The organism is Streptomyces sp. NPDC048606, from assembly GCF_040650855.1.
Classification (GTDB): Bacteria; Actinomycetota; Actinomycetes; order Streptomycetales; family Streptomycetaceae; genus Streptomyces.
The window spans coordinates 157818-182723 of sequence record NZ_JBEZIB010000001.1; the positions used below are offsets into that span (position 1 = coordinate 157818).

The 24906-nt window shown below is 72.7% G+C and carries 21 protein-coding genes and 1 pseudogene; 7 read left to right on the forward strand and 15 right to left on the reverse strand.

What is annotated here, in order from left to right:
• The first annotated feature begins 21 nt into the window (after positions 1 to 21).
• Both AB0D01_RS00640 and AB0D01_RS00645 read left to right on the forward strand, forming a co-directional pair.
• Complete coding sequence (locus tag AB0D01_RS00640; RefSeq protein WP_125816976.1) at positions 22 to 441, forward strand: OB-fold nucleic acid binding domain-containing protein; 420 nt, start codon at positions 22 to 24, stop codon at positions 439 to 441.
• A gap of 3 nt (positions 442 to 444) precedes the next feature.
• Positions 445 to 1281, forward strand: a complete 837-nt coding sequence (locus AB0D01_RS00645) for a DUF3159 domain-containing protein (RefSeq protein WP_363052639.1) — start codon at positions 445 to 447, stop codon at positions 1279 to 1281.
• Between the two features lie 155 nt (positions 1282 to 1436).
• Here the strand turns inward: AB0D01_RS00645 and AB0D01_RS00650 are convergent, their stop codons facing one another.
• Together AB0D01_RS00650 and AB0D01_RS00655 are read right to left on the reverse strand one after the other, a co-directional pair.
• Complete coding sequence (locus AB0D01_RS00650; protein ID WP_363052641.1) at positions 1437 to 2099, reverse strand: TrkA family potassium uptake protein; 663 nt, start codon at positions 2097 to 2099, stop codon at positions 1437 to 1439.
• Positions 2096 to 2764 carry a TrkA family potassium uptake protein gene (locus AB0D01_RS00655; protein WP_363052643.1) on the reverse strand — a complete coding sequence of 223 codons (669 nt, stop codon included), beginning with the start codon at positions 2762 to 2764 and terminating at the stop codon, positions 2096 to 2098. The genes AB0D01_RS00650 and AB0D01_RS00655 overlap by 4 nt, the downstream gene beginning before the upstream one ends.
• Before the next feature lie 210 nt (positions 2765 to 2974).
• Here AB0D01_RS00655 and AB0D01_RS00660 point away from each other — a divergent pair, with 210 nt between their 5' ends.
• Positions 2975 to 5029 (forward strand): APC family permease, encoded by a 2055-nt coding sequence (locus AB0D01_RS00660; RefSeq protein WP_363052645.1) that lies wholly within the window; start codon positions 2975 to 2977, stop codon positions 5027 to 5029.
• Between the two features lie 110 nt (positions 5030 to 5139).
• A complete protein-coding gene (locus AB0D01_RS00665) occupies positions 5140 to 6471 on the forward strand; it encodes a TRAM domain-containing protein (protein ID WP_363052646.1) in 1332 nt (443 codons plus the stop codon).
• Positions 6472 to 6655: 184 nt separating this feature from the next.
• Here AB0D01_RS00665 and AB0D01_RS00670 read toward each other — a convergent pair whose 3' ends face one another.
• Positions 6656 to 7627: a DUF6615 family protein gene (locus AB0D01_RS00670; protein WP_363052648.1), complete on the reverse strand. Its 972-nt coding sequence runs from the start codon at positions 7625 to 7627 to the stop codon at positions 6656 to 6658.
• A gap of 106 nt (positions 7628 to 7733) precedes the next feature.
• Here AB0D01_RS00670 and AB0D01_RS00675 point away from each other — a divergent pair.
• A pseudogene (locus AB0D01_RS00675) lies at positions 7734 to 7904 on the forward strand (transposase); the annotation flags it as partial.
• A gap of 9 nt (positions 7905 to 7913) precedes the next feature.
• Here AB0D01_RS00675 and AB0D01_RS00680 read toward each other — a convergent pair.
• The 5 genes from AB0D01_RS00680 to AB0D01_RS00700 all read right to left on the reverse strand — a co-directional run bounded on the left by AB0D01_RS00680 (position 7914) and on the right by AB0D01_RS00700 (position 13000).
• Positions 7914 to 9140, reverse strand: coding sequence for an amidohydrolase family protein (locus AB0D01_RS00680; protein ID WP_363052650.1), 1227 nt, complete (start codon positions 9138 to 9140; stop codon positions 7914 to 7916).
• A gap of 290 nt (positions 9141 to 9430) precedes the next feature.
• Complete coding sequence (locus tag AB0D01_RS00685) at positions 9431 to 10600, reverse strand: cytochrome P450 (RefSeq protein ID WP_363052652.1); 1170 nt, start codon at positions 10598 to 10600, stop codon at positions 9431 to 9433.
• On the reverse strand, positions 10597 to 10818 hold the full coding sequence (locus AB0D01_RS00690; RefSeq protein ID WP_363052654.1) for a hypothetical protein: 222 nt from the start codon (positions 10816 to 10818) through the stop codon (positions 10597 to 10599). Before AB0D01_RS00690 ends, AB0D01_RS00685 begins: the two co-directional genes overlap by 4 nt.
• Before the next feature lie 144 nt (positions 10819 to 10962).
• The gene (locus AB0D01_RS00695) at positions 10963 to 11763 is read right to left on the reverse strand and encodes a siderophore-interacting protein (RefSeq protein ID WP_363052656.1); all 801 of its coding nucleotides are present in this window, start codon (positions 11761 to 11763) and stop codon (positions 10963 to 10965) included.
• A gap of 13 nt (positions 11764 to 11776) precedes the next feature.
• On the reverse strand, positions 11777 to 13000 hold the full coding sequence (locus AB0D01_RS00700) for an MFS transporter (protein ID WP_363052658.1): 1224 nt from the start codon (positions 12998 to 13000) through the stop codon (positions 11777 to 11779).
• Positions 13001 to 13064: 64 nt separating this feature from the next.
• On the opposite strand from AB0D01_RS00700, the gene AB0D01_RS00705 reads away from it, so the two are divergent.
• Positions 13065 to 14054, forward strand: a complete 990-nt coding sequence (locus tag AB0D01_RS00705) for a DUF5937 family protein (RefSeq protein ID WP_363052660.1) — start codon at positions 13065 to 13067, stop codon at positions 14052 to 14054.
• 156 nt (positions 14055 to 14210) lie between these two features.
• On the forward strand, positions 14211 to 15587 hold the full coding sequence (locus tag AB0D01_RS00710; protein WP_363052662.1) for an FAD-binding oxidoreductase: 1377 nt from the start codon (positions 14211 to 14213) through the stop codon (positions 15585 to 15587).
• 96 nt (positions 15588 to 15683) lie between these two features.
• Here the strand turns inward: AB0D01_RS00710 and AB0D01_RS00715 are convergent, their stop codons facing one another.
• The 7 genes from AB0D01_RS00715 to AB0D01_RS00745 all read right to left on the reverse strand — a co-directional run bounded on the left by AB0D01_RS00715 (position 15684) and on the right by AB0D01_RS00745 (position 24811).
• The gene (locus AB0D01_RS00715) at positions 15684 to 17069 is read right to left on the reverse strand and encodes a hypothetical protein (protein ID WP_363052664.1); all 1386 of its coding nucleotides are present in this window, start codon (positions 17067 to 17069) and stop codon (positions 15684 to 15686) included.
• 92 nt (positions 17070 to 17161) lie between these two features.
• Complete coding sequence (locus tag AB0D01_RS00720) at positions 17162 to 18466, reverse strand: MFS transporter (protein WP_363052666.1); 1305 nt, start codon at positions 18464 to 18466, stop codon at positions 17162 to 17164.
• Positions 18467 to 18497: 31 nt separating this feature from the next.
• Entirely contained in the window at positions 18498 to 19754 is a 1257-nt protein-coding gene (locus AB0D01_RS00725) for an ATP-grasp domain-containing protein (protein ID WP_363052668.1), read from the reverse strand.
• A gap of 46 nt (positions 19755 to 19800) precedes the next feature.
• Positions 19801 to 21000, reverse strand: coding sequence for an ATP-grasp domain-containing protein (locus tag AB0D01_RS00730; RefSeq protein ID WP_363052670.1), 1200 nt, complete (start codon positions 20998 to 21000; stop codon positions 19801 to 19803).
• Positions 21001 to 21088: 88 nt separating this feature from the next.
• Positions 21089 to 22174 (reverse strand): hypothetical protein, encoded by a 1086-nt coding sequence (locus tag AB0D01_RS00735; RefSeq protein WP_363053038.1) that lies wholly within the window; start codon positions 22172 to 22174, stop codon positions 21089 to 21091.
• A gap of 71 nt (positions 22175 to 22245) precedes the next feature.
• Positions 22246 to 23592 (reverse strand): aldehyde dehydrogenase family protein, encoded by a 1347-nt coding sequence (locus tag AB0D01_RS00740; protein ID WP_363052672.1) that lies wholly within the window; start codon positions 23590 to 23592, stop codon positions 22246 to 22248.
• A gap of 1 nt (position 23593) precedes the next feature.
• Positions 23594 to 24811, reverse strand: a complete 1218-nt coding sequence (locus AB0D01_RS00745) for a DUF362 domain-containing protein (RefSeq protein WP_363052674.1) — start codon at positions 24809 to 24811, stop codon at positions 23594 to 23596.
• Between the last annotated feature and the right edge of the window lie 95 nt (positions 24812 to 24906).

Genomic DNA, 24906 nt, shown 5'->3' on the forward strand with positions numbered 1-24906 from the left:
GGCGCCGGTACGCTTCCTGTTATGAGTGCTGAACCGCGTCCCGAGAAGCCCGCGAAGCCGGCCCGGCCGGCGGGCCGGTTCCGCCGGATGATCGAACGGCTTTCCACCTCCCAGGAGGAGCTGCATTCGGCGGAGCTGCAGGAGGACGCAGAAGCCGCGGGGTGCACGCGGATCTGCGACTGCCACGACCGCCAGATAGTCAAGGTGACCGGGACCCTGCGTACGGTCACCCTGCGGCCGCGTGCGGGAGTGCCCGCGCTGGAGGCCGAGCTGTTCGACGGCTCGGCCGCGCTGGACGTGGTGTGGCTCGGGCGTCGCTCGATCGTGGGAATCGAGCCCGGCCGGCGCATGATCGCCTCCGGGCGGATCTCGATGAGTCACGGTCGCCGGGTCCTCTTCAACCCGAAGTACGAACTCCGACCGCTCGGACAGGAGCACTGACCGGTGACGTCACTCGACAGACCGACCACACCACCCGAGCAGCCCGGGCCGGCCGGCGGCGGGTCCGCGGCCGCGGCCGGGGACGGGCCCGACCGGGCCGACCAGGCTCCCGGGGCCGACCAGAAGGCCGTCACGCAGGCCGCCCTCTTCGACGCCTTCGGGGGCATCCGCGGCACGGTGGAGACGATGCTCCCCGGCCTGCTGTTCGTGATGATCTACACGATCAACAAGAACGTGCAGATGTCCGCCATCGCGGCGGGCGTGGTCGCGGTCCTGCTGGTGCTCGTGCGCCTGCTGCGCAAGGACACCGTCAAGCACGCCTTCAGCGGGGTGTTCGGCGTGGGCGTGGGCGTGGCCTTCGCCCTGTTCACGGGCAACGCCAAGGGCTTCTACCTGCCGGGGATGATCTACGGCGTGGGCCTCGGCGTGGCCTTCACCGTCTCCGCGCTGGTCGGCTTCCCGCTGCTGGGGGTGATCCTGGGGCCGGTCTTCAAGGAGAACCTCTCCTGGCGCACCCGCAACCCCGGGCGCAAGAAGGCGTACACCAAGGCCAGCCTCGCGTGGGGGCTCGTCTTCCTGGCGAAGTACGCGATCCTCTTCCCGCTGTACTGGTGGGGCGACGAGACGCAGCTCGGCTGGGTCCTGATCGCGCTGAAGCTGCCGCCGATGGTGATCGCCGTGTACTTCACCTGGGTCTTCCTCGCGAAGGCGCCGCCGCCGATCGACGTCATCGCGGAGTACGAGGCCGAGGAGGCCGCCGAGAAGGCGGCGAAGGAGAAGGCTCAGGCGGCGCGGCCCGAGGGAACGCCCAAGGGCGAGGCCCGGCACCGCAAGGTCTGACGCGCGGGGCGTGACGCGGGGGCCTGACGCACGGGCGTGACGCGCGGGGCCCGACGCGCTCGCCGCGGGCGAAGACGAAGGGGCGGGGCGGCTCATCGGCCGCCCCGCCCCTTCGTCGTCCGTCCGTATCCGTCGTCGTCGTCGTCCGTCCGGACTCAGTGACGGGCCTGGAGGAGTTCCTCCAGCTGCTCCTCACGGGCCTGCGCGGCCACGAACAGCAGCTCGTCGCCCGGCTCCAGGGTCTCCTCACCGTGCGGGGTCAGGACCCGGTTGCCGCGGATGATCGTGACGAGCGAGGTGTCCTCGGGCCAGGCGATCTCGCCGATCTGCGTCCCCGCGACCGAGGAGTCGGCCGGCAGGGTCAGCTCGACGAGGTTGGCGTCGCCGTGGCTGAAGCGCAGCAGGCGCACCAGGTCGCCGACGCTGACGGCCTCCTCGACGAGGGCCGACATCAGGCGCGGCGTGGAGACCGCGACGTCGACGCCCCAGGACTCGTTGAAGAGCCACTCGTTCTTCGGGTTGTTGACGCGCGCCACGACCCGGGGGACCCCGTACTCGGTCTTGGCGAGCAGGGAGACGACGAGGTTGACCTTGTCGTCACCGGTGGCGGCGATGACCACGTTGCAGCGCTGGAGCGCCGCCTCGTCGAGCGAGGTGATCTCGCAGGCGTCGGCCAGCAGCCACTCCGCCTGCGGCACGCGCTCCACCGAGATGGCGGTGGGCGCCTTGTCCACGAGGAGCACCTCGTGGCCGTTCTCCAGCAGCTCGCCCGCGATGGAACGGCCGACGGCTCCGGCTCCGGCGATCGCGACCCTCATGCGTGTGCCTCCTCGGGGCCCTCGGCGAAGGCCGCCTCGACCTTGTCGATCTCGTCCGTGCGCATCATCACGTGGACGAGGTCGCCCTCCTGGAGGACGGTCGCCGACGTCGGCAGCATGGCTTCGCCCAGACGGGTGAGGAACGCCACGCGCACGCCCGTCTCCTCCTGGAGCCGGCTGACCTTGTGGCCGATCCAGGCGGGGGAGGTGTGCACCTCGGCGAGCTGGACGCCACCGCTCGGGTCGCGCCACAGGGGCTCGGCCCCGGAAGGCAGCAGCCGGCGCAGCATCTGGTCGGCGGTCCACCGTACGGTCGCGACGGTGGGGATGCCCAGGCGCTGGTAGACCTCGGCGCGCTTGGGGTCGTAGATGCGGGCGGCGACGTTCTCGACACCGAACATCTCGCGCGCCACGCGGGCGGCGATGATGTTGGAATTGTCACCACTGCTGACGGCTGCGAAGGCTCCCGCCTCCTCGATGCCGGCCTCGCGCAGGGTGTCCTGGTCGAAGCCGACGCCGGTGACGCGGCGGCCGCCGAACGCCGCCCCCAGCCGGCGGAATGCGGTGGGGTCCTGGTCGACCACGGCGACCGTATGCCCCTGCTGCTCCAGGGTCTGGGCGAGGGCGGAACCCACTCTTCCGCAGCCCATAATGACGATGTGCACGGCCGTCCTTCCGGCTGTCAGCGGCTCGCTGGTTTCCAGCCTCATTGCATGCTCTGGCTAAACAGGGTCTCAGACCATGGCCCAAGCTACACACGGGCGGTCACCAGTGTGCCCCTTTGGGGCTCCGGCGGGCCCTCATTGGAGGCTCATTGCCCCGGACAAGGGGCGGGGGGTTCGTCAGTCGGATTTCGAACGCTTACGATCCTCTGCGTGTCCAAACTGACCGACGTGCCCAAACGGATCCTGATCGGCCGGGCGCTACGCAGCGACCGCCTCGGGGAAACCCTGCTCCCCAAGCGGATCGCCCTTCCTGTGTTCGCATCCGACCCCCTCTCCTCAGTGGCATATGCCCCCGGCGAGGTGTTGCTGGTCCTGTCGATCGCGGGTGTGTCGGCGTACCACTTCAGCCCCTGGATCGCGCTCGCGGTCGTCGTGCTGATGTTCACCGTGGTCGCCTCATACCGGCAGAACGTCCACGCCTACCCCAGCGGTGGCGGCGACTACGAGGTGGCCAACACCAACCTCGGCCCCAAGGCCGGACTGACCGTCGCGAGCGCCCTGCTCGTCGACTACGTCCTCACCGTCGCCGTGTCCATCTCCTCCGGCGTCGAGAATCTCGGCTCCGCCGTCGATTTCGTCATCGAGCACAAGGTGCTCTCGGCGATCGTCATGATTCTGCTGCTCACGCTCATGAATCTGCGCGGGGTCAAGGAATCCGGGAAACTCTTCGCCATCCCGACCTACGTGTTCGTCGCCGCCGTCTTCATCATGATCGCGTGGGGCGCCTGGCGCGGTCTGGTCATGGGCGACACCATGGAGGCCCCCACCGCCGGTCTGGAGATCAAGGCCGAACACCAGGGGCTCGCCGGATTCGCCCTCGTCTTCCTGCTGCTGCGCGCCTTCTCCTCCGGCTGCGCCGCCCTGACCGGCGTCGAGGCCATCAGCAACGGCGTACCGGCCTTCCGCAAGCCCAAGAGCAAGAACGCCGCCACCACCCTCGCCCTCATGGGCGGGCTCGCCGTGACGATGTTCTGCGGGATCATCGGCCTGGCCATGGCCACCGACGTCAAGATGGCCGAGGCCCCCTCGACCAACCTGCTGGAGAACGGCGTCCCCGTCGGCGACGGCTTCGTCCAGCACCCGGTGATCTCCCAGGTCGCCGAGGCCGTCTTCGGCAACGGCAGCTTCCTGTTCATCGTGCTCGCGATCGCCACCGCGCTCGTGCTCTTCCTGGCCGCCAACACCGCCTACAACGGCTTCCCGCTCCTGGGCTCGATCCTCGCCCAGGACCGCTACCTGCCGCGCCAGCTGCACACCCGCGGCGACCGCCTCGCCTTCTCCAACGGCATCGTGCTCCTCGCGGGCGCCGCCATGCTGCTGGTGTGGATCTACGACGCCGACTCCACCAAGCTGATCCAGCTCTACATCGTCGGCGTGTTCGTGTCCTTCACCCTCAGCCAGATCGGCATGGTCCGTCACTGGAACCGCCACCTGCGCACCGAGCGGGACCCGGCCGCGCGCCGCCGCATGCACCGCTCGCGGGCGATCAACACCTTCGGCGCCTTCTTCACCGGCATGGTCCTGGTCGTCGTCCTGGCCACCAAGTTCACGCACGGCGCCTGGGTCGCCCTCCTCGGCATGCTGATCTTCTACGGCACCATGTCCGCGATCCGCAAGCACTACGACCGGGTGGCCGACGAGATCGCGGCGGCCGAGGGCCCCAGCGACGACAGCGTGCGCCCCTCCCGGGTCCACTCCATCGTCCTGGTCTCCAAGGTCCACAAGCCCACCCTGCGCGCCCTGGCCTTCGCCAAGCTGACCCGCTCGGACACCCTGGAAGCGCTCAGCATCAGCGTCGACCCGGTCGAGACCAAGGCCCTGCGCACCGAGTGGGACCGGCGCGGGATCAACGTCCCGCTGAAGATCCTCGACTCGCCCTACCGCGAGATCACCCGCCCGGTGGTGGAGTACGTCAAGGGCCTGCGCAGCGAGAACCCGCGCGACGCCGTCAGCGTCTACATCCCCGAGTACGTCGTCGGCCGCTGGTACGAGCACCTGCTCCACAACCAGAGCGCGCTGCGCCTGAAGGGCCGCCTGCTGTTCACGCCCGGCGTGATGGTCACCTCCGTGCCCTACCAGCTGGAGTCCTCGGAGCTCGCCAAGCGGCGGGCCAAGAAGCGCCAGGACTGGAACGCCCCGGGCGCCGTGCGCCGCGGCCCCGTCGACACCCCGCGGTCGCGACCGAAGGACCCGGCGGCGAAGTAGGCGCCCGCTCGAAGGTCGGTGGTGAACGGCCGGACGAGATCCACGTAAACTGGTGGGTCGGTCGTCCGGCCGTTTTCCTTTTCTCCCTTGATCCCTGGAGCCACCCCACCATGACCGAGCAGAACGAGAAGCAGTCACTGGTCGGGGAGGAGTACGAGGTCGAGGTCGGTCCCGTCGCGCACGGCGGCCACTGCATCGCCCGTACGTCGGACGGCCGCGTTCTGTTCGTCCGCCACACCCTGCCCGGCGAGAAGGTCGTCGCCAGGGTCACCGAGGGCGAGAGCGACTCCCGCTTCCTGCGCGCCGACGCGATCACCGTGCTGGACGCCTCCAAGGACCGCGTCGAGGCCCCCTGCCCGTACGCCGGCCCCGGCAAGTGCGGCGGCTGCGACTGGCAGCACGCCAAGCCGGGCGCGCAGCGCCGGCTCAAGGGCGAGGTCGTCGCCGAGCAGCTCAAGCGGCTCGCCGGCCTCACCCCGGAGGAAGCCGGCTGGGACGGCACCGTCATCCCGGCCGAGGGCGACAAGCTCCCCGCGGGCCAGGTCCCGCAGTGGCGCACCCGCGTCCAGTTCGCCATCGACGAGGACGGCCGCGCGGGCCTGCGCAAGCACCGCTCGCACGACATCGAGCACGTCGACCACTGCATGATCGCCGCCCCCGGCGTCTCGGAGCTCGGAATCGAGCAGCAGGACTGGCCCCAGATGGCCACCGTGGAGGCCATCGCCGCCTCCGGCTCGAACGACCGCCAGGTCGTCCTCACCCCGCGCCCCGGCGGCCGGCTGCCCCTGGTGGAGCTGGACAAGCCCGTATCCGTCCTGCGCGTCGAGGAGAAGGACGGCGGCGTCCACCGCGTACACGGCCGCCCCTTCGTGCGCGAGCGTGCCGACGGCCGTACGTACCGCGTCGGCATGGGCGGCTTCTGGCAGGTCCACCCCCAGGCGGCCGACACCCTGATCAAGGCCGTCATGCAGGGCCTGATGCCGCGCAAGGGCGAGATGGCCCTCGACCTCTACTGCGGCGTCGGCATCTTCGCGGGCGCCCTGGCCGAACGCCTCGGAGAGACGGGCGCGGTCCTCGGCATCGAGACGACGAAGCGCGCCGTGGAGGACGCCCGGCACAACCTGGCGGACTTCCCCCGGGTCCGCATCGAGCAGGGCAAGGTCGAGCAGATCCTGCCCAAGACCGGCATCACCGAATGCGACCTGGTCGTCCTCGACCCGCCCCGCGCCGGCGCCGGCAAGCAGACGGTCCGCCACATCGCCGGCCTCTCGGCCCGCCGCATCGCCTACGTCGCCTGCGACCCGGCCGCCCTGGCCCGCGACCTGGCCTACTTCGCCGAAGCCGGCTACAAGCCCCGCACGCTCCGCGTCTTCGACCTCTTCCCGATGACGCACCACGTGGAGTGTGTCGCGATCCTGGAACCGATCCGCGAGGACGCCTGACCTGCGGGTTTGCTGGTGCGCGATAGGTGCACTGTGGGCGTTACCGGCAATATTTTGACGCTGAAATGACGCCCGTGATGCTCGTCTGATGGGGTGCCGGGCGTTCTGCCTTGCTGGTCGGGTTGCGCTGACCATGTGCGTGAGGCAGGGCGCTGGGGCTTCCTCTGCGGTGAGCCGCCGCCCCTTAATTCCGCTTCCGTGCCCGCTTCTTCGGCTTCCGCTCAACGATCACCGTCTGAGGCGCGACGGGCGCCTCATCCTCCGAGGTCGGCTCAAAGCGTCCTGGCGTGCTGCTACGCATCGCCTCGATATACGGCGGAAGCTCGAAGGTCCGTTGGTCTCGATCGATCGGGATGCTCCCGAGGTGTCCCGAGGCGTCCCGTGCTCCGCTGGCGCCACCACGCCGGCTGAGTACCTCGAGCGTGCCGTGAACGCGGTCGACCCAGTCACCGCGGTCCAGCCTGGGATGCCAGCGCTCCTCCTCTCGCTTGGGGTCCCAGGGTGGGAAGCCGAAGGCGTACGACCAGGGAACCGCCGCCGAAAGGTACTTCTGGACGCGGAACCTGGCCGCGGCGGGTCCAGCGATGTCGCTGTCGCTGAGCTCCTTGACGGAGAAGGAAGAGATGATGGAGCAGCCGTAGTGGCGAGGCTCGGCGTGTCTGCAGTCCCTATACGAACTGAGCCCCGGGCATGCGTTCCACCGGGCCGGCGGCGCCCAGTACGTACCTTCCTCGAAGGTGCCCTCGGGCCAGCCGTTGTAAAAGACGTGAAACGCGTAGCGGGCCTGATCGGGGTCACAGCCCTTGATCAAGGTGTCGTACTGGAAGGCGTCTTCGCCTGCGCCAGGGTGCTTCAGCATCCGGTAGGTGTTGTCCTCGTAGACGCGCTTGGCCTGGATGCGAAGGCAAATCCACCCCGCCTGGTCGTCTCCGATCCACCACTCCCAGTCGGCTCCGGAATCCCGCTCCTTCACCTGGTTGCTCTGGTAGGTCAGAAGCCCAGGAACCTGACTCTGGAGGGTGAAGAGCAGGTTGTCTGTGACGGACGCTTCGTCGAACCGACGCCCCGGCAATCGCCCGAACTCGATGCGTTGCCAGGTTGCTTTCGCTGCAGTGTCCATGGCTGTGCACAGCTCGCGGAGACTCTCTATCGCCATGGCCGCACTCTTTCATGGTGGAGTGATCAGTGTGGCGCGTTGTGTGAGGTGGCCGGTGCGAACGGCCCTCGCCCGTGCCGGGACCCCAACGCCAGCGTCCGCGAAATCAGAACGGCTCGGGCGCCGTCGGTGGGTGATCGAGCGGACCATGTCCGGGCTCACTGGATACCGCCGGCTCAACCACCGCTACGAGCGTCATCCCCGCAGCTACCTGGCCCTTCTCGGTCTCGCCGTGGCCATCCGCTGCTACAACCGTCTCCTCTGCCTCACCACATAGGACACGCTCTCAGCGGTCCCGGGCTTCGGGTGGGGCGGGGAGTGCGGGCGCGGGGGTGGAGGGGCGGCCTTCGGACAGGGTCAGGCGGGGCTTGCGCAGGGCGTTCAGGTCGGTCAGGGGGTCGCCGTCGACGACGAGGAGGTCGGCGCGGTGGCCGGGGGTGAGTCGGCCGGTGTCGTGGGCGATGCCCAGGGCTTCGGCCGCTCCCGCCGTGGCCAGGTCGATGATCTCGGTCGGTGTCATTCCGATGTGTTCGAAGAACTCCAGGCTGGAGACGAAGCCGTCGAAGACGGCGCGGGTGACGCCGGCGTCGGTCCCGGGCAGGAGCCGTACGCCGTTCTCCGCCATCCACCGGATCCGCCCGAACATCTCCTCGGCCCGTTCCCAGCCGAAGCGTTCCGCGAAGCCGCGCCAGTCGGGGCTGGCCGTGGGGCAGACGGAGATGCCCTGGCCGGCGATGGCGGCCACCAGGTCCTCGCGTACGTCGAACCCGTCCTTCGCCATCCACGTGCAGTGCTCGATGCTGTCGACCCCGGCGGCCACGGCGGCGGCTATGCCCTCCGTGCCGTGGGCGTGGGCGGCCACCGGCAGCCCGGCCCTGCGTGCCTCCTCGACGACGATGTTCAACTCGCGCGGGGTGAACTGCGCCTGCCAGACGGGTGGTCCGCCCTTGGTGAGGCCGCCTCCGGTGGCCATCACCTTGATGAGGTCGACGCCGTTCGCCGCGTTGCGGCGGACGGCGTCGCGGATCGCGGCTTCGCCTTCGACCTCTCCGCCGAGGAACCAGCAGTGCCCGCCGGGCGGGGTCAGCGGCGTTCCGGCGGACAGGATGCGCGGGCCGGGCAGCCGGCCGGACGCGATCTCGTCCCTCAGTCGGACCGCCAGCCCGCCCCGGTCGCCGAGGTCCCGTACGGTCGTCACCCCTGTGGCGAGGAGGCGCTCCGCGCGCGTCGCCATTGCCGCGTAGAGATCGGCGTCGGAGGCGGTGCGCAGGGTCCCCACGGGATCCGACCCGGCGTCGAACGCGAGGTGGACGTGGGCGTCGATGAGCCCCGGCAGCAACGTGCCACCGGGGAAGTGGAGGCGAGGAACCGCGGGTTCGACCTGGGCGTCGACCTCCGCGCGCGGGCCGGCGGCCACGATCAGGCCCTGCCGGACGTGCACGGCCCCGTTGAGGATCACCCGCCCACCGGGGCCCGCGACCATACGCTCCGCCGAGACAACGGTGTGCATCATGAGCCTTCCCGGTGGTTCCGCAGCGCGTCGCGTCGGCCTCCTGCCGCACCCCGGTGCGCAACGGTCCGTTTTGTGTATGACAAGGTCCCACCCCCGTTTCTCCTCGTGTCGACCGCGTGGAAGATCAGGGGCCGACACAGAGGGGCATCGTCTCCGGGGGGAGGGGCGACCGCCACAGTGCAAACAGCAATAAGAGCGGCAATTGGGTGTTTCGGTCGGAAAATGACTGGAATACGCTTCGGGCCGCCGCGGCCGTTCTGTGGGTACGCGGTGGCGGGTCGGGGGCGGGTTCAGGCCAGGGTGAGGGGGAGGGTGGTCAGGCCTCGGGTGAGGCGGGTGGGGCGGCGGGGCAGGGTGGTCGGGGGGACGGTCAGGCGGGTGTTCGGGAAGCGGGTCAGGAGGGTGCGCAGGGCGATCTCCGCTTCGGCGCGGGCCAGGGGGGCGCCCGGGCAGCGGTGGATGCCGTGGCCGAAGGAGAGGTGGGCGGAGGCGTCGCGGTCGAGGTCCAGGCGGTGGGGGTCCGGGAAGGTCGCGGGGTCGCGGTTCGCGGCGCCGGGGGCGATCAGGACCGGGTGGCCCGCCGGGATGTCGACGCCGCCGATCCGCAGGTCCCGCGTGCTGTGGCGGAAGGTGGCCACGCTCACCGGGGAGTCGTGGCGCAGGAGTTCGTCGAGGGCCGCGGGGATCAGGTCCGGGGAACGGGACAGGCGGGCAAGGGCCTCCGGGTGGCGGAGGAGGGCCAGGACGGCGTTGCCGATGAAGTGGGTCGTGGTCTCGTGGCCGGCCACCAGGAGCAGGGCCGCCAGGGAGACGGTCTCGTCCCGGTCGAGGCCGCCGGCGGCGCAGTCGCGGACGAACGCGAGGTCGGGAGAGTCGGCGACCAGCCGGGTCAGGTGGTCTCCGATGTGGTGGGAGGCGGCGTCGACGAGGGCGGTGTCGGTCGCGTCGAAGAGCTCGTGGGACCGGGCGGCGAGGGTGGCGCGGTCGGCCTCGGGCACGCCCAGGAGTTCGCAGACGACGGTGACGGGGAGGGGAACCGCGAGGTCCGCCACCAGGTCGATGTCCGTACCGGGTCGCCAGTCGGCCGTGAGGGCGTCGACGATACGGGTGATCCGCGGGCGCAGCGCGCGGACGCGGCCGGTGGTGAACAGCCGGGTGGCCACGCGCCGGTGGCGGGTGTGGTCGGGCGGGTCGCTCGCCAGCATGTTGCGGGAGATCGCCGGATGCAGGTCACGGTCGGAGGGCCGGTCGGCGAAGAAGCGGGCCGTGTCCTTCGACAGCGCGGGGTCGGTGAAGGCCTCGCGGGCCTCCGGGTGACCGGTGATCAGGTACGCGTGGTGCCCGCCCGAGCCGGTGGGGATCCGTTGGACCGGGCAACCCGCGCGCAGTCGGTCGTACGTGGGGTAGGGGTCGGCGAGGAAGGCGGGGTCGCGCAGGGGGTCCCGGTGCGGGGCGCTCACGAGGCCGCGCCCGCGGTCGCGGGGGCAGGGCGCTGTGCGCGGGCGTTCGCGACGATGAGGGCGGCTTGCCCCTCGGCGCCCCCGAGGGCGAACGAGGTCGGTGGCGCCGCCATCGCCCGGGTGCCCGAAGGGCGTTGTCCCCCGCGGCCCGGTGCCATCCGGTGGGCGGCGCGGCGCAGGGGCAGGACGGTCGTGCCCGTGAGGGGGGTGTCGATCATTTCCGCTGGCGTTTCTTCCCGTGGGGCGTGGTGGACGGCGCGTCCCGGCTCTCGGCGCCGCCGGCCGTCCCTCGCCCACCGACACTCCGGTGCACGCTACCAATGCTCCGCGGACACCGAAGTGCGCCCGCCCGGGTGGGGGCGCTACCAGGCGGACTTCGTGGCCTGCCAGGTGTCCTCGTCCGCGCCGCGGCGCCAGTAGCCGGAGATGGAGGGGGTCGGCGCTTCGGGGTGGGTGGTGGCCAGGTGCCGGCGCAGGGTGCGGACGAAGTGGGCCTCGCCGTGGAGGAAGACCTGCGGGGTGCCCGGGGGGAAGGCGGCGGTGGTGACGGCCTCGGTCAGGGCGTCGCCCACGGGGCGCGGGCCGCGGTGGAGCCAGGTGACGGGGGTCGTGGTGGGCAGGGGTTGTTCCTCGCCCGGGCCGGCGACCTCGACGAAGGTGCGGACCGTGGCGTCGGCGGGCATGTGGGCCAGGGCCGCGGCGATGGCGGGCAGGGCGCTCTCGTCGCCGGCCAGGAGGTGCCAGTCGGCTTCGGGGGAGGGGGCGTAGCCGCCGCCGGGGCCGAGGAAGTGGAGGGTGTCGCCGGGGCGGGCGGCGGCGGCCCAGGGGCCGGCGAGCCCGGTGGGGCCGTGGACCACGAAGTCGATCGTCAGGCGGCCGGCCTCGGGGTCCCAGTCGCGCACGGTGTACGTGCGCATCCGGGGCCACTGCGCGCGCGGGAGGTCGCGGCGGATGGCGGCGAGGTCCGTGGGGTCGACGTAGTGGACGTGCGCGGGCGGGAAGAGGAGCTTGACGTAGTGGTCGGTGTAGCGGCCGGCCTCGAAGGCGTGCAGGCCGTCGCCGCCCAGTTCGACGCGGATCATGTGCGGGGTGACGCGCTCGGTGCGCAGGACGCGTCCGGTGTGGACGGTCGACCTGCGGGGTCGGGTCTCGGTCTCCGGCATCGGGACGGTCCTCTCAGTGCGCGGTGGGGGCGGAGCGTTCCTTGGCGGCGGCCGCCTCCATCGCCGCGTGCCGACGGCTGATGCCGGGGCCCAGGGAACCGGCCGCGAGGGCGGCGGTGACGCCGAGGACGGCGGTGGTCCACCACAGGACCGGCGGGCCGGCGTGGGCGTACAGGGCGGTGCCCGCGGTGAGGGCGGTGAAGCGGGCGATGCCGCACGACCACTGGAAGGCGCCCTGGTAGCGGCCCCGGGCGTCCTCGGGGGCGATGCTCTGGATGATCGCGGAGTGGATGCCGCCGATGGAGGCCTCACCGACGGACCACAGGACCACGGTGCCCGCGTAGGCCCAGGCGCTGTCGGCGACGCCGGTCAGGGCCACGCCGAGGGCGACCAGGATGCTCGCCGCCACGTAGACGGGCAGCGGCGGGATGCCGTTCAGGACGGAGGTGGCCACGGGTTGCAGGATGACGACCAGCGCCGCGTTGAGGGCGAACATCAGGCCGAGGGTGGTCGGCGGCAGCCCGTCGTCGCGGATCGCGAGGGGCAGGCCGGCCTCGATGAGGCAGTAGATCGCCACGGAGATCCCGAACAGCGGGAGCAGGGCGCGCATCAGCGGGTCCCGGAAGACCACGCCGTAGCCGCCCTTGCCGCGCGAGGGGCCGGCGCCGGGGGCCGGGGCGCCGGCGGGCAGCATGATCGCGGCGATCACGGCGTAGGCGAGGGAGGTGACGGCGTCCACCGTGAACAGCAGCCAGTAGCCCTGGGTGGCGAGGAAGCCGCCGAGCATGCCCGCGCCGGCGGTGCCGATGTTCACCGCCCAGTGGATCAGCGAGAACGCGGACCGGCGCCGCTCCGGCTCGACGGAGTCGGCGAGGAGGGCGGACGCGGCGGGGCCGACCGTGCTGCCGGTGATGCTCAGGAGCGCGGCGGCCAGGACGAGGGTCACCAGGTTCGGGGCGACGAACAGCAGACCGTGCGAGACGGCGACCCCGAGCAGCCCGATCACGATGGTCGAACGGCGCCCCCGTCGGTCGGCGAGGAAGCCGCCGAGCAGCGGGCCGATCAGATTGCCCGCGCCCAACGCGCCCAGAACGTACGGCACTTGCGAGGTGCTGATCCCGCGCGAGCCCAGGTAGTACACGAGGAAGGGGGTGACCATGAAGCCGAGGCGGTTGACGATCGTGCCCGCGAAGATGATCCAGGCCGTGCGGGACAGCCCACTGAAGGAGGAGAGCATGTCCCGGATCCTCGTGTCGCAGTACGCTGATGGCCATTGATTAAGAAATGCTTGAATCCATGGGGTGGTCGTCCTGGCGGAGCTGGCGTTCTCGGCGCGTGACCTGGCACAGACGCGGTTCGCCGTCTCCCCGATGTGGGAGGTCGTGACCAGCTTCCGGCTGCTGGGAAATCCCGCGCACCCCGTACACCGACCCTGGGTCGAACAGGTGCGGCCGCGCATCGAGGCCGCCGGCCTGGACCGGGGGTGGCTCGCCGAGCTGATCCCGCCCTCCGGCTACCTGCCCGACTTCCTCAACCCGGCCCCCGCCGGACCCGCGCCCACCCTGGCCGTGGAGTTGGCCGCCATCACCGACGGGCCCCCCGAGCAGATCCGCCACGACCTCGACCACCTGGCCAAGCACGGTCGGCCCCGCGGCCCCCGGCTGCGCCAGCTGTACGCCGAACCGCGTGCCCAACTGCCGCGACTGGCGCAGGAGGTGGAGACGTACTGGGAGCTGGCCATCGCCCCGTACTGGGCGCGGATGCGGACCGTCCTGGACGCCGACGTCTTCCACCGGGCCCGCCAGGTCGCCGAACACGGCGCCGCCCGACTCTTCAACGAGCTGCACGCCTCGGTCAGTTGGGACGACAACGCGCTGCGGCTGGTCCGTCGGCAGCGCACCCTGACCCGTACGACGGCCGGCGAGGGCCTGCTCCTGGTGCCGACCGTGTTCGCCGGGCCCCGCCTGCTGACCCGCGTACGGATCCCCGATCCGCCCCAACTCGCCTATCCCGCACGGGGGGTCGGCGCCCTGTGGGAGGCCCGGCCCGTCCCCCGGACCGAGGCCATCGCCGCCGTGCTCGGCCGCTCGCGGACCCTGCTGCTCACCGAACTGGAGGCCCCCGCCTCCACCACCGAACTGGCCCACCGCACGGGGATCTCCCCCGCCGGCGTGTCCCAGTACCTCACCGCGCTGCGGGCGGCGGGTCTGGTCAGCGCCCACCGCGCCGGCCGCTCCGTGCTCTACGCCCGCACCTCCGTCGCCGAGTCCATCCTGGCCGCCGCCCCGTAGGATGCGGCCGTTCCCTCCGCGCGGGCCGACGCTCGACTAGGGTCTGTCGTCGAACTCCTGTCGTCGCCCGCGGGGCAGGCGGGAGTTTGACGACAGACCCTGGCCCCGCGCCGCACCACCGTCACCCGATGTCCCGAGAAGACAGGCCGGCACACCGTGGATCGCGAACGACTCGTACGACACCTCAGCGCCGCGGTCGGGGCCGCCCACGTGCTGACGGACCCCGCCCTGAAGGCCTCCTACGAGAGCGACTTCACCGGTCGCCACACCGGCCGCGCCCGCTGCGTCGTCCGCCCCGCCGACACCGCCGAGGTCGCCGCCGTGCTGCGCCTGTGCCACGCGGCCGGGGTCCCGGTCCTCCCGCAGGGCGGCAACACCGGCCTCGTCGGCGGCTCCGTACCCGGCCCCGACGGGGACGAGGTCGTCCTGTCGCTGCGCCGGCTCACCGGGATCGGCCCCCTCGACCCCGACGCGCGGCGGATCACCGTCGGCGCGGGGGTGCCCCTGGCCGAACTGCACCGCCGGCTCCGGCCGCGGGGCTGGGACTTCGCCGTCGACCTCGCCGCCCGCGACTCCGCCACCCTGGGCGGGATGATCGCCACCAACGCCGGCGGGGAACGCGTCGTGAAGTACGGCACCACCCGCGCCAACGTCGCCGGGCTGGAGGCGGTCCTGTCCGACGGATCCGTCCTCGACCGACTGGCCGGGCTGCCCAAGGACAACACCGGCTACGACCTCACCGACCTGCTCGTCGGCAGCGAGGGCACCCTGGCCGTCGTCACCCGGGCCCGGCTGCGCCTGGTACCGCGCCCCGCGCACCGGGCCACCGCGCTCCTGGCCCTGGGCTCCCTCGCCGCGGCCGTCGGCGTCCTCGCGCGGCTGAGGCTGCTCGACTCCCTGGAGCTGGCCGAGTTCTTCACCGCCGACGGCCTGGCACTCGTCCTGGAACAGAGCGGCCTGCCCGCCCCCTTCCGCACCGCCCATCCCGTCTACCTCCTCGTCGAGTGCGCCGGCCGCCGCGACCCCTCCGAGGAACTGGCCGAAGCGCTCGACGGGGCCGACGTCCGCGACGACGTCCGCGACGTGGCCGTCGCCCTCGACGCCCCCGACCGGCGCCGGCTCGCCGCCTACCGGGAACGGCACACCGAGTCGATCAACGCCGTCGGGATCCCCCTGAAGCTCGACGTCACCGTGCCCCTCGCCGTGCTGCCCGACTTCGTGGCCGAGCTGCCCGCGCTGCTGGCCGGCCGGGCCCGGCCGTACCTCTTCGGCCACCTGGCCGAGGGGAACCTGCACGTCAACCTCCTCGACGTCGCCGCCGCCGACGAGGAGGCGGTCACCGAGGCCGTGCTGCGGCGGGTCGCGGCCGTCGGCGGCAGCATCAGCGCCGAACACGGCATCGGCCGCGCCAAGGCCCGCCACCTGCACCTGACCCGATCGGCCGCGGACATCGCCGTGATGCGGTCGATCAAGGCGGCCCTGGACCCCGACCGGCTGCTCAGCCCGCACACCCTGCTGCCGCCCGGCCCCTGAGCGCCGCCCGCGCACGGGCCGGAGGCCGCCGCGACACGCCGAAGGGCCCGCGGGCGAGCGGGGGCTCGTCCGCGGGCCCCCCGTGGGCGACCCGGCTCAGGCCGCCGGGTCCGGGTCCGCCTGCGCGACCTGGTGCAGTACGCCGCCCACGTGCGCCCCGTGCGCCACGTTCACCACGACGTCCCCCGAGGACTCCGGGATGGCCCGGACGCTGGCCCCGGTGAAGCCGTTGACCCCGGTGACGATGCCCCACACCGGGCGGAAGCGCCGCAGCCCCCCGTCCTCGGCCGGCACCGACTCCAGGACGGAGCGGATCCTGCGCTGGATGACGTACGGGCTGCCGAGCGCCTCGTCGAGGTGCTCGCGCCAGCGCTCGGGGGTGACCTCGTCGGCCCAGCCCAGCACCACGCCCTTGCCGCCGGACAGCGAGGTCGGCTTGAGGACCAGCTCCTCCCGGTGCTCGACGGCGTAGGTCAGGAGGTCGACGCGCGCGCCGTCCTCCAGGGTGACCGTGCCGGGCCGCACCATGCGCGTCCACGGCAGGATCCGGTCCAGGCTCTCCAGCACCTCGGGGGCGAACAGCTCCCGGTTGCGCTCGTCCGACAGCATCGCGAGGGCGCCCTTGCTGGCGTACGCGGTGGTGTCGAGCGGGGTGAAGACCTTGACCTCGCCGCGGTCCGCCGCCTCGAAGACGGGCCGGGTGAGCAGCTCGGCGTCCGGGGCCAGGACGTCACGGATGAGGAAGGTGCGCACGATGATGTCGACGGGCCGATCACGCAGCCACACGCGCCCGTCGCGCACCTCCAACTGCCCGAGGTGCGCGGGGTACGCCTCCAGACCGAGCTCCCCCCACCGCTCGCACAGCTGCGTCATGTACGGGATCTCGTTCTCGAAGACGGTCGGCCACTCGGTCAGCGCGACCACCGGCCGGTCCCGCTCCGTGAACCCGCTCTCCACCAGGATGTTGGTGACCTGCTCGCGCAGCGAGTCGCGGAAGGTCAGCCCGTGCCGCTCGGCGAAGGCGGAGAGCGTCGGGTGCGCGAGGAGCTCACGACACACGTCGACGTTGTCCATGCCGCCGACCGCGCTGCCGATGTTGAGCTCCAGCAGCTTGAAGCCCTCGCCGTCGCAGATCATGTCGGCGCGGGTCTGCCGGGTCATGGTCGCGCCCCGGTTGCTCATCACGGCCGCGACCTGCACCTCGTTCAGCCCGCCGGCGCGGGCGAACGCGGCGAAGTCCCCGCCGAACAGCCGCTCGGGCAGGCTCGCCAGGGCGGTCAGCAGGTGGTCGAGGTCGGCCGCGAGCCGGGTGTGCTCCTCGCGGCCCAGGAAGAGGGGGCGCGAGAGCCACTGCCCGCGCCCGTTCGGCTTGTCGCTGTTGAGGATCTTGTTCTCGGGGAGCCCTCCCAACAGCTCGCTCGTCGTCGGCTTGCCTTCGGCCAGCTCGGCCAGGTACTCCGCGGTCAGGGAGACGCGATCCATGCGGACCTCTTTCGGGTGTGGTGGAGGCGGGGGAGTCGGGGAGCGGGCGGTGCGGGGGAGTCGAGGAGGGGGCGGGTCGGCGAGCGGGCGGGTCAACCGCCGCTGGTCGCCGCCGCCTTCGCGGCGGGGCGCGGCGGTGGGAAGGCGACCGCCGCAGGGGCCAGGGAGCGTTCGACGCGCAGCAGCAGGAGCCCGCCCAGCAGCGTCGTCGTCGCGACCACCAGCCACGGCAGCCGGCCGTCGACGGTGAGCAGCGAGGTGAACAGGGTGGGTGCCAGGGCGTAGGGCACGGACCAGGACAGCTGGTACGCCGCCAGGTAGCGGCCGCGCAGTTCGGCGGGCGCCGCGGCCTGGGAGAGGGAGCCCGAGAAGGTGCTGTGGACCATCTCGCCGAAGGTCAGGACGATCACCGCGACGACCAGGCCCACCATCAGCACCGCCACGTTCTGCGGGCGGATCGTCCCCAGCACGATCTGGCCGACGAAGCCGCCCGAGAACAGGACCGCCCCGGCCGCCGCCGCCCGGGTGCGGGTGGTGAACAGGCGCCGGGCGTACGCGGCCACCGGCACGCCGATGGTCGCGCAGAGCACGGTGTTGACCAGGAACGCGACGCCCGTGAGTCCCTGGGGCACGTGCAGCCAGTCGATCGCGTAGACCGGCAGCAGCACGCTCAGGGTGGTGTAGCCGAATGCGACCAGCAGGTTCGCGAGGGTGAGCGACAGGAAGGGACGGTCCTTGGCGAAGAGCCGGTAGCCGCCGCTCCGGTCGGCCCGCGCACGGGCGCCGGGAGCGGAGCCGGGAGCGGCGCCGGCCGCGCCGACCGGCGCGGTGACCGGCGTACGTGCGGCCAGGACCGCGGCGACCAGGAAGCTCGCCGCGTTCAGCCAGGCCGCCGCCAGGTAACCGGTGTCGCCGGCGCCGGCGATGAGCAGCGAGGCGACGAGGGTGCCCACGCCGAGCCCGGCGTTGCCGAGGCTGCGGCTGAGGGCCTGCATCCGGTCCCGGTTCTCGCCGTCGACCAGCTCGCCGAGCCGCGCCTGGAGGGTGGCCGGGAAGGCACGGGTGCCGATGGAGGTGACCAGGGCGACCGCGGCGAAGGCGGTCGGCGAGTGGGCGAGGGGGAAACAGGCGAAGCTCAGCCCGCGCAGGACGTACAGGAACAGCTGCACCCGGCGGGCGCCGAAGCGGTCGACGGCGATGCCCGCCACCGGGAGCGCCCCGAGCCCGATCAGGCCGGTGACCGTGAGGACGAGGCCGATCGTCGTCAGCGGAAGCCCCGTGACGTGGAGGAAGAACACCAGGCTGAAGGGGACGTACATCCCGGTGCCGACCGCGTCGATCGCGATGCCGGCGGCCAGGGCGCGTTCGCCGGGGAAGCGGGGGCGCAGGAAGGACATGGAACTCCAAAGCGGGCAGAGGGGGAGGGGCTCAGGTGATCTCGTAGAAGCCCGGCCCGTCCATGTACCGCGTGGTCAGCGCGTCGCGGGCGACGGTGCTGGCGGTCTCGTGCAGCAGGTACACCCGCAGCGGGAAGGTCCAGTCGTCGACCGAGGCGCGCACCGGGTTGCCGGGGGTGACGCGGAAGAGCACGTCGTGGAAGCTCTCCAGGGCGCGCAGTTCGGCCATCCTCGGGTAGGAGCGCAGCTCGCCCGCGACCGGCGCGACCATGTTCACGATCCGGGCGTGCCGCAGCACCTCGTACGGCTCGCCCCGGCGCCGCTCGAAGCGTTCGGGGTCGGTGCAGGCGTCCACCGTCCAGTCGAGCTGGCTCTCGCCGATCGCCGCCTCGACGGGCACGTGGACGTCGGCCCCGCACACCCGGGTGCCCGTCTCCACCAGGCGCGGACCCGCCGGGGTCAGCTTCAGCTCCGTGTGCGCGGGGCCGTTGCGGATGCCGAGGGCGTCGAGCACCAGCTCCGTGTGCGCGACCAGCAGGTCCTGCTCCTCGCCGTGGCGGGTCATCAGCTCGGCGCCGGCCGGCAGGTCGCGCACCCCGTTGGCGCTCAGGTGGTGCATCTTCCAGATGTCGGTGACGCGGTGACGGCCGTGCAGGCTCACGGTGTTCACGATGTACTCGCTGCCCACGAGGTACTCCTGGGCCAGCACCGCGTGGTTGTCCTGGCCCAGCGCGCTGGTGCTGCCGATCAGCGCCTCGAAGGCCGCGCGGACCTCCCGCTCGTCGTCGCAGAAGTGGACGCCGTCGCTGCCGGCGCTGCTGACGGGCTTGAGGACGACGCGTCCCCGGTCCTTCTCGTACCAGCGCAGCAGCGTGTCGAGGTCGTGGGCCAGCACCTGTTCGGTGCCGGGTACCCCGGCCTCCTTGACGGTCTCGATCATGCGGTACTTGTCGCGGCGGGCGGCGCTCAGCGCCGTGCCGTTGGTCGGCAGGCCGAGCGCCTCGCCGAGCCGGTCGGCGAGGACCACCGCGCGTTCGATGCCCGGGACCAGGGCGCGCGGGGCGTGCGCGGCGAGGGCGGCCAGGGTCCGGTCGAGGTCCCCGTCGTGGACGACGTTGGCGACGAAGTCCCCCGGCCGGAAGCTCTGCGCGTACGCCGCCGGGATGGTGGGGGTGCTCTGCACGTGGACGCAAGTGTGGCCCCGCGCCCGGAACAGCGGGGCCAGGCAGCGCGCGCTCGCGTAGGCGTCGACGATGACGACCGGACGGGCGGCCGGATCAACACTCATGGATTCCCTCGACAGTGGACGGTACGGACGGGCGCGCGGCGGCGCGTCAGTCGACGGGCTCGGTGGTGATCGTGACGGCGGCCACGGCGGCCTCGCAGCGGGCGACGGCCTCCTCGGCGTCGGCGCCGACCGCGATCACATGACCGCAGACCCGGTCGACGGACCAGGTCAGAGGGGGGACGACGGTCCCCGGCTCGGCCTTCAGGTCGAGGGTGATCCCCTCGCCGAGGGACGCGGGCAGGTCCACGGAGGTGACCACGCCCGGCTGCGCGGACAGGAAGCGGATCGCCGCGCCCGCGCGGGCGGCCGGGGGGTTCGGGTCCCAGGCGTCGATGCCGAGGGGGACCGCCACGGCGCTGCGCACCAGGTCCACCCCGTAGGCGTGCCGCACCAGTTCGGGGATGCTGTCGCCGCCGGCGCGGTCGTGGGACTCGATGATCCTCAGCCCCGCGCCGGTGATCATGATCTCGGTGTGGGCGGGCCCCTCGACCAGGCCGACGGCGTCCAGCAGTCGCGCCGTCAGCTCGACGATGTCGGCCCGGGTCGATCCGTCCACCCGGGCCGGGACGGAATGACCGGCTTCGATGAACCCGGTGCCGCCCTTGCCGAGCAGCTTGTCCGTCACGGCGACGACGGTGTGTACGCCGTCCCGGGAGAAGCTCTCCACGCTCACCTCGTGGCCCGTGAGGAACTCCTCCGCCAGCATCCGGTCGCGCCCGACCGCCTCGACCTCCCGCCAGGTCGGCGCGACCTGTTCGGGCCCGTCGACCTTGTGGACGTGCCGGCTGCCGCCGTAGTCGAGGGGCTTGAGCATGGCGGGGCCCGCCAGCTCCGTGACGAACTCCAGCAGCTCCGCCTCGCTCTCCACGACGCGGAAGCGGACGGGCGAGAGGCCCACCTCGGCCAGCCGGCGCCGCATCGCGGACTTGTCCTTGAGCATGCGGACGGTGCCGACCGGGTTGCCGCCGAGGCCGAACTCCTCGTTCAGTCGGGCGGCGGCGATCAGGCCCAGTTCGGCGGGGGAGAAGAAGCGGACCACCGGCTGTTCGGCGAAGACCCGGCGGCCGGCGGCGACGGTGGCCTCCTCGTCCGCGAGGACGGTCTCGACGACCTGGACGGTGTACTTCCGGGCGACGGCGGGGTCGTACACGCCCGGGGTGTGGAGCATGACCACGTCGCAGCCGAGGTCGTGCGCGGACTTCAGTACGGCCGGGCGGCCGCCCAGCAGGGCGATACGCGGCGCCATATCGGGATCCTTCCGAGGGGTGGGTGCGGTGGTGCGGGTGGTGCGGTGGCGCCCACCGGCGGGCGGACCGACCGGCCGGGCCCCGGGGTCAGCCGCCGACGAGGGTGACGTTGTCGCCGAACCGCATCAGCTCGCGGTACGACTCCGCCCGCGCGTGGCGCATCGTGCGCAGTACGGCGATCGCGCTCTCGGAGTCCTCCCCCTGCACGATCGACCGGTCGTCCCCGACGAGCTTGGCCGTGATGACGACGTGCTTCTCGATGTCCTGAAGGTCCGCCTCCAGCAGGGCGTCGCGGGCCGCGGCGAGCTCGGGGTCGGTCGCGGCCAGCTTGGCGAAGGGCTCGGCGGAGACCCGGATCAGGTGGCGCATGGCCTTGCGGAAGGACTTGTGCTCGGGCTGGGTACGACCGGTGAGGGCCACCGGGCAGGCCGGCGCCGCCATCGTGGGGCGGACCGTGGCCCCGTAGCAGGCGGCGGACATGTCGCCGGAGTGCAGCATGGCCGCCGTGAACCCGCGCACGTGGACGATGGCCTCCTCCACGGCGGCGAGCGCCGCGTCCCGGTCGGCCGCCCGGAAGGCCGCGACGGCCCGGTTGACGGCGTCGGCCGCGGCCAGGTTGAGGACGAAGTAGAAGTGGTGGGTGACGATCCACCGCGTCAGCTCGTCGGTGCCCGGGACGTACGGGGCACCCGCGGGCGGGGCGGCCGGTTCCGCCGGTCGCCCGTCGGCGGGGAGCAGGCCCTGAAGGATCCGGGCCATCGCGAGCACCTCGGCGGCCTGGTCGTTGAGGTCGAGGCGGGCCTCGCGCAGGTCGGTGAGGGTGCGGGCGAGGACCGTCGTGACCTCGGAGGTGAGATAGGCGTCGCTCAGCGGGGCGGTCCTGACCCCGAAGTAGGTGTGGTTGGGCACGATCGGGACCAGGGGCGCGGTGTCCATCGGGTCGACGTGCGCGGCGGCGGCGAGTCGGTCGAGCAGTTCCACCGCGGCGTCGGTGGCGGCCTTGACGGCGGCGCCCGCCCCGAGCGGGTTCAGCAGCTCGGCGTGCAGGCGGTCCAGGCCCGCGACGGCGGCGTCCAGCGCCCGTGCGACGGGTTCGGAGGGGCGGGTGCTCGTGCGCACCAGGTTGTCGGCGGGCAGCACCACGAGGGGGATGTCAGGGCAGGCGGCAAACATGTCGGTCACCTCGGGAGGTCGGGACGGCCGGAGGGAGGGCGGCACGGGCGCGGCCGCGTGCCGGTGGGCGGTCAGGCCGGGGCGGCGTACCCGCGCGCCTCGTTGAGGAACTGCCCGAGGTACCCGTCGTGCGGCAGGTACGGGTCCTTCCACCAGTCGGGGACGCGCCCGTGCAGGACGGTGCGGACGCCGGGGCTGTCGAGGGCCTCGGCGACGAGGGAGGCGTCCTCGGTGAGCAGGGTCAGGGCCAGGGAGTCGTCGAGCGGGGCGACGCCCCGCGCGCGCTCCCAGGGGGCGACCCAGACGCAGGGGAAAGGCAGTTCGGTGGCGAGGCCGGGATGGTCGGCGTCGTCCACGCACATCACGGCGGGGCGCAGGGCCACCGCGTCGTCGGCGACGAGGGGCAGCGGGCCGTCCTCGTGATGGCCCGCCATGAGGTCCGGGGCGCCCCGGGCGGCCCGGTCGAGGGCCGCGCGCAGCCCCTCGGCCTCCGCGCGGGGGCGTACGGGCAGCACCGCCCGCTCGTCGGTGACCGGGTGGGCCGGGAGCGCGGCCAGCCGTTCGGCGAGGGCCGCGGCCAGGGCCCGGTGGTCGCCGGAGGTGAGGACCGCGGTGGTGTTCGTGCAGCGGACGCCGCCGTCGCCGGCGATCTCGGCGACCAGGTGGTCGAGGGTGACCCCGTCGAACGGGCCGTCCACCAGGACCTTGCTGCGGCCGGGGCCGCGGACCAGGACCCGGTCGTTGCCGCGCAGCCGCGCCACGGTGTCCTCGCCGCCGTAGACCAGGGACAGGTCGGCGGTGTCCACGAGGGCGTCGGCGGCGGCGTGGGAGCCGGGCAGCAGGCTGATCCACCCCGGCTCCAGACCGGCTTCGAGCAGGGCCCGCACCAGCCGCAGGGGGGTGAACGGGTCCCGTGCCCCGGGGCGGACGACGACCTTGTAGCCCAGCGCGAGGGCCTGGAGCCAGGCGCCGTGCGTGGCGGGGTGGTTGCTGGGCGCCACGACCCCGAAGACGGAGCCGCGCCGCACCCAACGGGCGCCGCGGCCGGTGCCCGTCGGGGCCTGCGCGTCGAGGATCCCGCCCAGGCGGGCGCAGGTGTCGGCGACGCGGGCCAGGGTCCGGCGGGCCACGGTGACGGGCACGCCGGAGGCCAGGGCCTGCACGCGGCAGTACTCCTCGGGGGTCGTGCCGCCGAGGGTGGCGCCCGCGAACAGGGCGCCCGCCTTGGCGAGGACGGCCAGGCGTTCCTCGCGGGTCGTGGGCGGGGCCTGCCGCGCGGCCTTCACGGTCAGCCGGGTGACCAGGGCGGGGGCCTCGTGGACGGTGGCGAGCGGGGCGCCGTCGACGCCGTGCAGGATCCGGGTGTCGCGGGAGGCGCGTTCCCGCCCGTCGCGTATGACGGGTATGGCGAGCGTCATGTCAGACCAGCTCCTCGGGTGCGGGCCAGGGGAGGTCGGCGGTGTGCGGGGCACCTTCGCTGGGGACCCGGAACTGGGTCCGCTCCGGTTCGGTGACGTCGAGCCCGAGGGCGTGGCGCAGGCCGGCCGTCTGGATGGCCCGCGGGGGGCAGCCCTCCAGGTAGACGCCGGCCTCGCGGTGTTCGTAGAGGGCGTTGCCGACCAGGACGACCGCGCCGCGCAGGGCGGGCAGGCGCTCCATGGGGCCGGAGACGAGGGTGATCTCCCCGGGATGGGCGAGGAGTTCGGCGCGCAGCAGGTGCATGGCCGCGGCGAGCCAGCGCCGGCAGTCGTCGCAGGCGGTGTCGGCGTGGACGTGGATGCCCTCGCGCGGCGGCGTCAGGTCCACGGGCGCGCGGTCGAGGGTGAACGCCACCTCCTCGATCTTCGCTCCCCGGACCTCGATCTCGTCGAGGCCGCCCGGTCCCAGGCCCCGGCGGTGCGCGTCGCGCAGGTAGGCCAGCTCCCAGGCCTCGACGCCGGCGACGGCCGCCATCGTGAGGTCGAGGGCGACGGCGTTGCGGGAGGCGGAGAGCAGGCCGACCTCGCGGGAGACGCCCTCCATCGGGTAGTTGCCCTCGATGACGGTCATGGCGTCGCAGACCACGAGGTGTTGGGGGCGCAGCAGGTTGAGGTCGACGATGGACTCCTCGACGCCGGCCATGTGGACGACGCGGGTGGTGAATCCCGGCAGCAGCCCGACCAGGTTCTTCATGGCGTTGGTGAGCACCACGCTGGAGTGGGTGCGCAGTTGCGGGGCGCCGATGAAGAAGTCGCAGTCCAGGACGATGTCGGGGATCGCCATCGGCACCCGCAGGGAGGTGGCGCCGGGCAGCTGGGTGATGCGCAGGGGGCGGTCGTCGAAGCTGACGACCTGCGCGTGGCGGTGGATCGGGCTGTCCTGGAGGATCTCCTTGATGACGTGGGTGCGTTCGGCGACGAACACCTCCGCCCCGCGTTCGCCGGCCCGTTTGGCGAGGGCCAGCAGGAGTTCCGGGCTGGTGCGGAACCCGGCCTTGCGCTGGAACATGTTGGGCTTGATGACGACGCGGTCGCCTCGACCGACGTCCCGCAGGGGATCGCCGAGCAGGTCCAGTACGTGGGCGACCGCCGCGTCGACGGCCTCGGCCGTGGTGGCCTCGGTTCGGGTGAGGGCAACGGCCGTGGGCTCGCCGGTCATGTGAACTCCCTTGGCGTGCGCGGGGTGCGGGGCGCGGGGCGTGGGGCGTGGGGCGTGGGGCCGGGGCAGGGGCAGGGCCCGGGGTCAGGGCCCGG